We start from the raw sequence: 3,992 nt of genomic DNA, 5'->3' as shown, positions 1-3,992 counted from the left end.
TCTTCATGACGCCGATCTGGAATTCGCCGCCGGTCTGCTTGGTGAAGGCAATCAGGTCGCCGCGCGGCGACCTGATTGCCTTCACCAAGCAGACCGGCGGCGAATTCCAGATCGGCGTCATGAAGACCGATGGATCGGGTGAGCGCATCCTCTCCTCCGGCTTCCAGCAGGAGGGACCGACCTGGGCGCCGAATGGCCGCGTGCTGATGTTCTTCCGCGATTCCGCCGGTGGCCCCAAACTGGTTTCGGTCGATCTGACCGGACGCAACGAGCAATCGATCCCGACGGCGAACTTCGCTTCGGACCCTGCCTGGTCGCCGCTGCTGGAGTAAGAGACGAACTGGGGAATTGAAGAACTGAAGAATGGAGAAGGCGGGCGGCTACATCAAGCGTGCGAAGGATCTAGAGGTTTATAAGCGCGCTTATGTGGTCTCTCTTGGCGTGCATAAAGCTACGCTCGCTTTCCCGAAAATGGAGCAATACGCACTGGCTGATCAGTTGCGCCGCTCCAGCAAGGGAATCTGCGCCAATTTGGCTGAGGGATTTGCCAAGCAGACTCACTCCAAACCCGAATTCGCGCGGTTCATTTCGATGGCAATGGGGTCATGCAGCGAAGTGGAGACGTGAATTTCCTATGCGTTCGACCTTGGATACATCAGCCAGGCACAACACGACGATTGGCTGCGATCCTATGCCCATATCTACGGCATGCTGATCAATCTGAGAGAAAAGCTGAAGTGAATTCTCTCTTCAGTTCCTCAATTCCCCAACTCTTCAATTCCTCTTTTCCATCTCTTTGTCGCGTTTTGGCCGTATTTCCGCCTAGGGTCCGCGCCAACTGTGGCTCATGGCCAATGGCTGCGGACGGGCAGCTTAAACCAAAATTTAACCGTGTTTCTTGAATGCCGGTTAACCCAAACGTGGTTACTGGGTGATCAACGAAATCACTCAAATTAGACCACTCGAATTACGAAGGAGAGGCGGCATGGGCCGTATTGCAGCACTTACCAGAAACCCGGTCATGATCGCGCTGGTGGCGATGCTCGCCATCGCCGGTTGCGCCTCGAAAAAGACGCCGAACAACGCGGCCGATCTTGGCCTTAACGGCGCCGGCGCCGCAACACCCGGATCGGCGCAGGACTTCACCGTCAACATTGGCGACCGCATCTTCTTCGATACGGACTCGACCTCGATCCGTGCCGACGCGCAGACGACGCTCTCGCGCCAGGCACAGTGGCTGAACCAGTACAAGCAGTATGCCATCGTCGTCGAAGGCCATGCCGACGAACGCGGAACGCGCGAATACAATCTGGCGCTCGGCGCCCGCCGCGCAGCCGCTACCCGTGACTTCCTTGTCGCCAAGGGCGTCTCGGCCAGCCGTCTCAAGACCATTTCCTACGGCAAGGAACGTCCGGTCGCGGTTTGCGACGACATCTCTTGCTGGTCGCAGAATCGCCGCGCGGTCACTACGCTTAGCGGCGCTGGCTCCTGAGGCATCATGGACCGGCGCGTCAAAGGACGCGTGGCCGTCTAGCGGTAAAAATGCAACATACTTGTGCGAAAGGCGGCCTTGGGGCCGCCTTTTTCATATCCGGATGCCCGAAACAAAATTTGGCCGAAGTCTCGGCTCCTGCTATGAGCCGAGGGCGCTTGGCTGGTCCCATTCTGATTGGAAGGCGCGAACAAGCTAACGAAATCACTGCGAGAGGCACATGCATTTGAGATCGGTTCTGAGCGGCACGCTTGCGCTGCTGCTCCTATCAGGCGTCACCGCCCTGGCTAGCGGCACCGGGGCGAGCGGCACAGGGCAATCAACCGACAGCGGCTTTACCTTCCATCTTCCCAGTATCGAATTGCCCGGCTTTTTTGGTCAAAAGAAGAAACCGGACCAGATTCAGCTGGTGCAGTCCGATCCTACCGCTGTCACCAGCCTGGAAGAGCAGCTGCGGCAGATGAACGGCAAGATCGAGGAACTCAATTTCCAGGTCCTGCAAATGCAGGAGCAGATCCGCAAGCAGCAGGAAGATAATGAATTCCGCTTCCAGCAGCTGGAAGGTGGCGGCACGCAAGGCGGGCAGCCGCCGGCGCAGAAGAAATCGGACGCCACCACCGGCACCGACAACAACGTGGCGGCGGCCCCGGCAACACGGGCGCCGGCCGATGCCGGCGCCGAGCCCGCCAACGATCAATCGGCAGGCGGCAAGACGGTCGATGACGTCATCGTCGAATCTCCGGATGGCGACCCCGGCAAGGTTATTCCCGGTACGGGAGCGCCGGAAAAGACCTTCGGCAGCATCACCGTCGACAAGAACGGCAATGTCATCGATGCCGGCGGCAACACACAATCGACCGCGCCGGCGCAGGATACCGCGCCAGTCGCCGGGGCGGCGCCCAAGGCCGGCAAATCCGATACGGTGGTCGCGGCGTTGCCCGCCACCAACAATCCGGAAGAGCTCTACCGCAACTCATACCAGTTCATCCTCTCGGGCGACTACGGCACCGCCGAGCAGGGTTTTCGCGACCACATCGCCCGCTTCCCCAAGGATGCGAAAGCAGCGGACGCGCATTACTGGCTGGGCGAGTCATTGCTCGGCCAGCAGAAATACCGCGATGCGGCCGAGACGTTCCTTGCCGCCAGCAAGGACTACCCCAAGGCCAAGAAAGCTCCCGACATGTTGCTGAAGCTCGGCGTGTCGCTGGTCGGCCTCAAGCAGCATGACGTTGCCTGCGCCACTTTCAGCGAGGTCGGCAAGCGCTACCCCGATATTTCCAGCGCGCTCAAGGAACGCGTCAAGCAGGAGAAGGCTCTGGCTGCCTGCTGATCCTTGTCATACATGTCGTTGTCCTGAAACCGGGATCACTTTTGGGCGACATGCATCATGCTCGACACCGAGCCGGACCTTTCGACTAACCCTTTTTCGCATATCGATTTTACCAGCGGCGCTGTTGCGGCCGTGTCCGGCGGCAGCGACTCGACCGCCCTGCTCCTTCTTCTCAAACACCATCTCGAACGTAGGGCGCCGGCAACCAGGCTGCTGGCGGTGACGATCGACCACGGTTTGCGGTCCGGTTCGGCTGCGGAAGCGCAAACAGTGGCGAAGCTGTGCGCCAGGCTCGGAATTTCACACCGCATCCTGACATGGTCGGGTCCAAAGCCATCGACCGGTCTGCCCGCCGCCGCTCGCGAGGCGCGCTACCGGCTGCTAGCCGAGGCGGCACAAGCGGAAGGCATCGGCATGATCCTCACCGGCCATACCGCCGACGACCAGGCGGAAACGGTGCTGATGCGGCACGCGCGGGACGAGGGCCAAGGCCATGCCGGAATGGCCGGCCGGGGACTTGCCGGCATGGCACCGGCCACCCTCTATGACTGGCGCATCTGGATCGTGCGGCCGCTCCTCGGCGTGCGGCGCGCGGTATTGCGCGACGTCCTGCGCCGTCAAAATGTCGGCTGGGCTGACGATCCGACCAATGTCGACGCGGCTTTCGAGCGGCCGCGTGTGCGGGCCGCACTTGCCGGCGAGAGTGTCGAGCATGTGAAGGGCATGTTGATGCTCGCGGGCCAGGCCGCCCTCGAGCGCAGGCAGCTTGGCGCCAGCGCAGCCGGTTTGATCGATGGCTTCGCCAGCCAGCCAGCCATCGGCCTCATCCGCCTCGACCCGTGCCTGCTCTCCTCCGGTGACGAGCAGGCGGCCATCTATGCGTTGCGCATCCTTCTGGCCACGACCGGCGGGATTGCCTTCGTGCCGGATCAGGCCCGCAGCGAGGCTCTGTTCGGTCGGCTGAGGGCTGGATTTCTTTGCGCCACATTGTCGCGGACGGTTGTCGATTCCCGGCGCTCCGGCATATTCCTGCGCCGCGAGGCGCGCGGACTGCCCGCCGCCGCTGCCGCCACCGGCAGCACCCTGTGGGACGGCCGCCGGCACATCACATTGAACGACAGCAGCAGCGCATTGTTGATTGCCCCGTTAGGCACGGCAGCGGCGGCGGGC

5 protein-coding genes and 1 pseudogene are annotated in these 3,992 nt (G+C 61.7%); 5 read left to right on the top strand and 1 reads right to left on the bottom strand.

All coding sequences use genetic code 11. The features are described 5' to 3' along the window. Positions 1-332, top strand: a pseudogene (locus EN925_RS26275) (PD40 domain-containing protein); the annotation flags it as partial. A gap of 31 nt (positions 333-363) precedes the next feature. Beyond that, on the top strand, positions 364-627 hold the full coding sequence (locus EN925_RS26270; protein ID WP_245461043.1) for a four helix bundle protein: 264 nt from the start codon (positions 364-366) through the stop codon (positions 625-627). An 88-nt stretch (positions 628-715) separates the two neighbouring features. Here EN925_RS26270 and EN925_RS39785 read toward each other — a convergent pair whose 3' ends face one another. Then, positions 716-952 carry a hypothetical protein gene (locus EN925_RS39785; RefSeq protein ID WP_164767832.1) on the bottom strand — a complete coding sequence of 79 codons (237 nt, stop codon included), beginning with the start codon at positions 950-952 and terminating at the stop codon, positions 716-718. Between the two features lie 33 nt (positions 953-985). Here EN925_RS39785 and pal point away from each other — a divergent pair, with 33 nt between their 5' ends. The 3 genes from pal to tilS form a co-directional block, all read left to right on the top strand. Further along, entirely contained in the window at positions 986-1,492 is a 507-nt protein-coding gene (pal, locus tag EN925_RS26265; protein ID WP_013529149.1) for a peptidoglycan-associated lipoprotein Pal, read from the top strand. 220 nt (positions 1,493-1,712) lie between these two features. Continuing rightward, a complete protein-coding gene (gene ybgF / locus EN925_RS26260) occupies positions 1,713-2,822 on the top strand; it encodes a tol-pal system protein YbgF (RefSeq protein ID WP_127369594.1) in 1,110 nt (369 codons plus the stop codon). Between the two features lie 57 nt (positions 2,823-2,879). After that, on the top strand, positions 2,880-3,992 hold a 1,113-nt coding region (gene tilS / locus EN925_RS26255), incomplete at its 3' end, for a tRNA lysidine(34) synthetase TilS (protein ID WP_128337036.1).

It is taken from the genome of Mesorhizobium sp. M7A.F.Ca.US.006.04.2.1 (genome assembly GCF_004022915.1).
Taxonomy (GTDB): Bacteria; Pseudomonadota; Alphaproteobacteria; order Rhizobiales; family Rhizobiaceae; genus Mesorhizobium; species Mesorhizobium ciceri.
The sequence above is the reverse complement of the archived record's forward strand: the minus strand, read 5'-3'. Positions and strand labels throughout refer to the sequence as shown.

Coding starts and splice junctions, on each gene's coding strand:
- ybgF (WP_127369594.1), top strand. CDS start 1,713: ATGCATTTGAGATCGGTTCTGAGCGGCACGCTTGCGCTGCTGCTCCTA.
- pal (WP_013529149.1), top strand. CDS start 986: ATGGGCCGTATTGCAGCACTTACCAGAAACCCGGTCATGATCGCGCTG.
- EN925_RS26270 (WP_245461043.1), top strand. CDS start 364: ATGGAGAAGGCGGGCGGCTACATCAAGCGTGCGAAGGATCTAGAGGTT.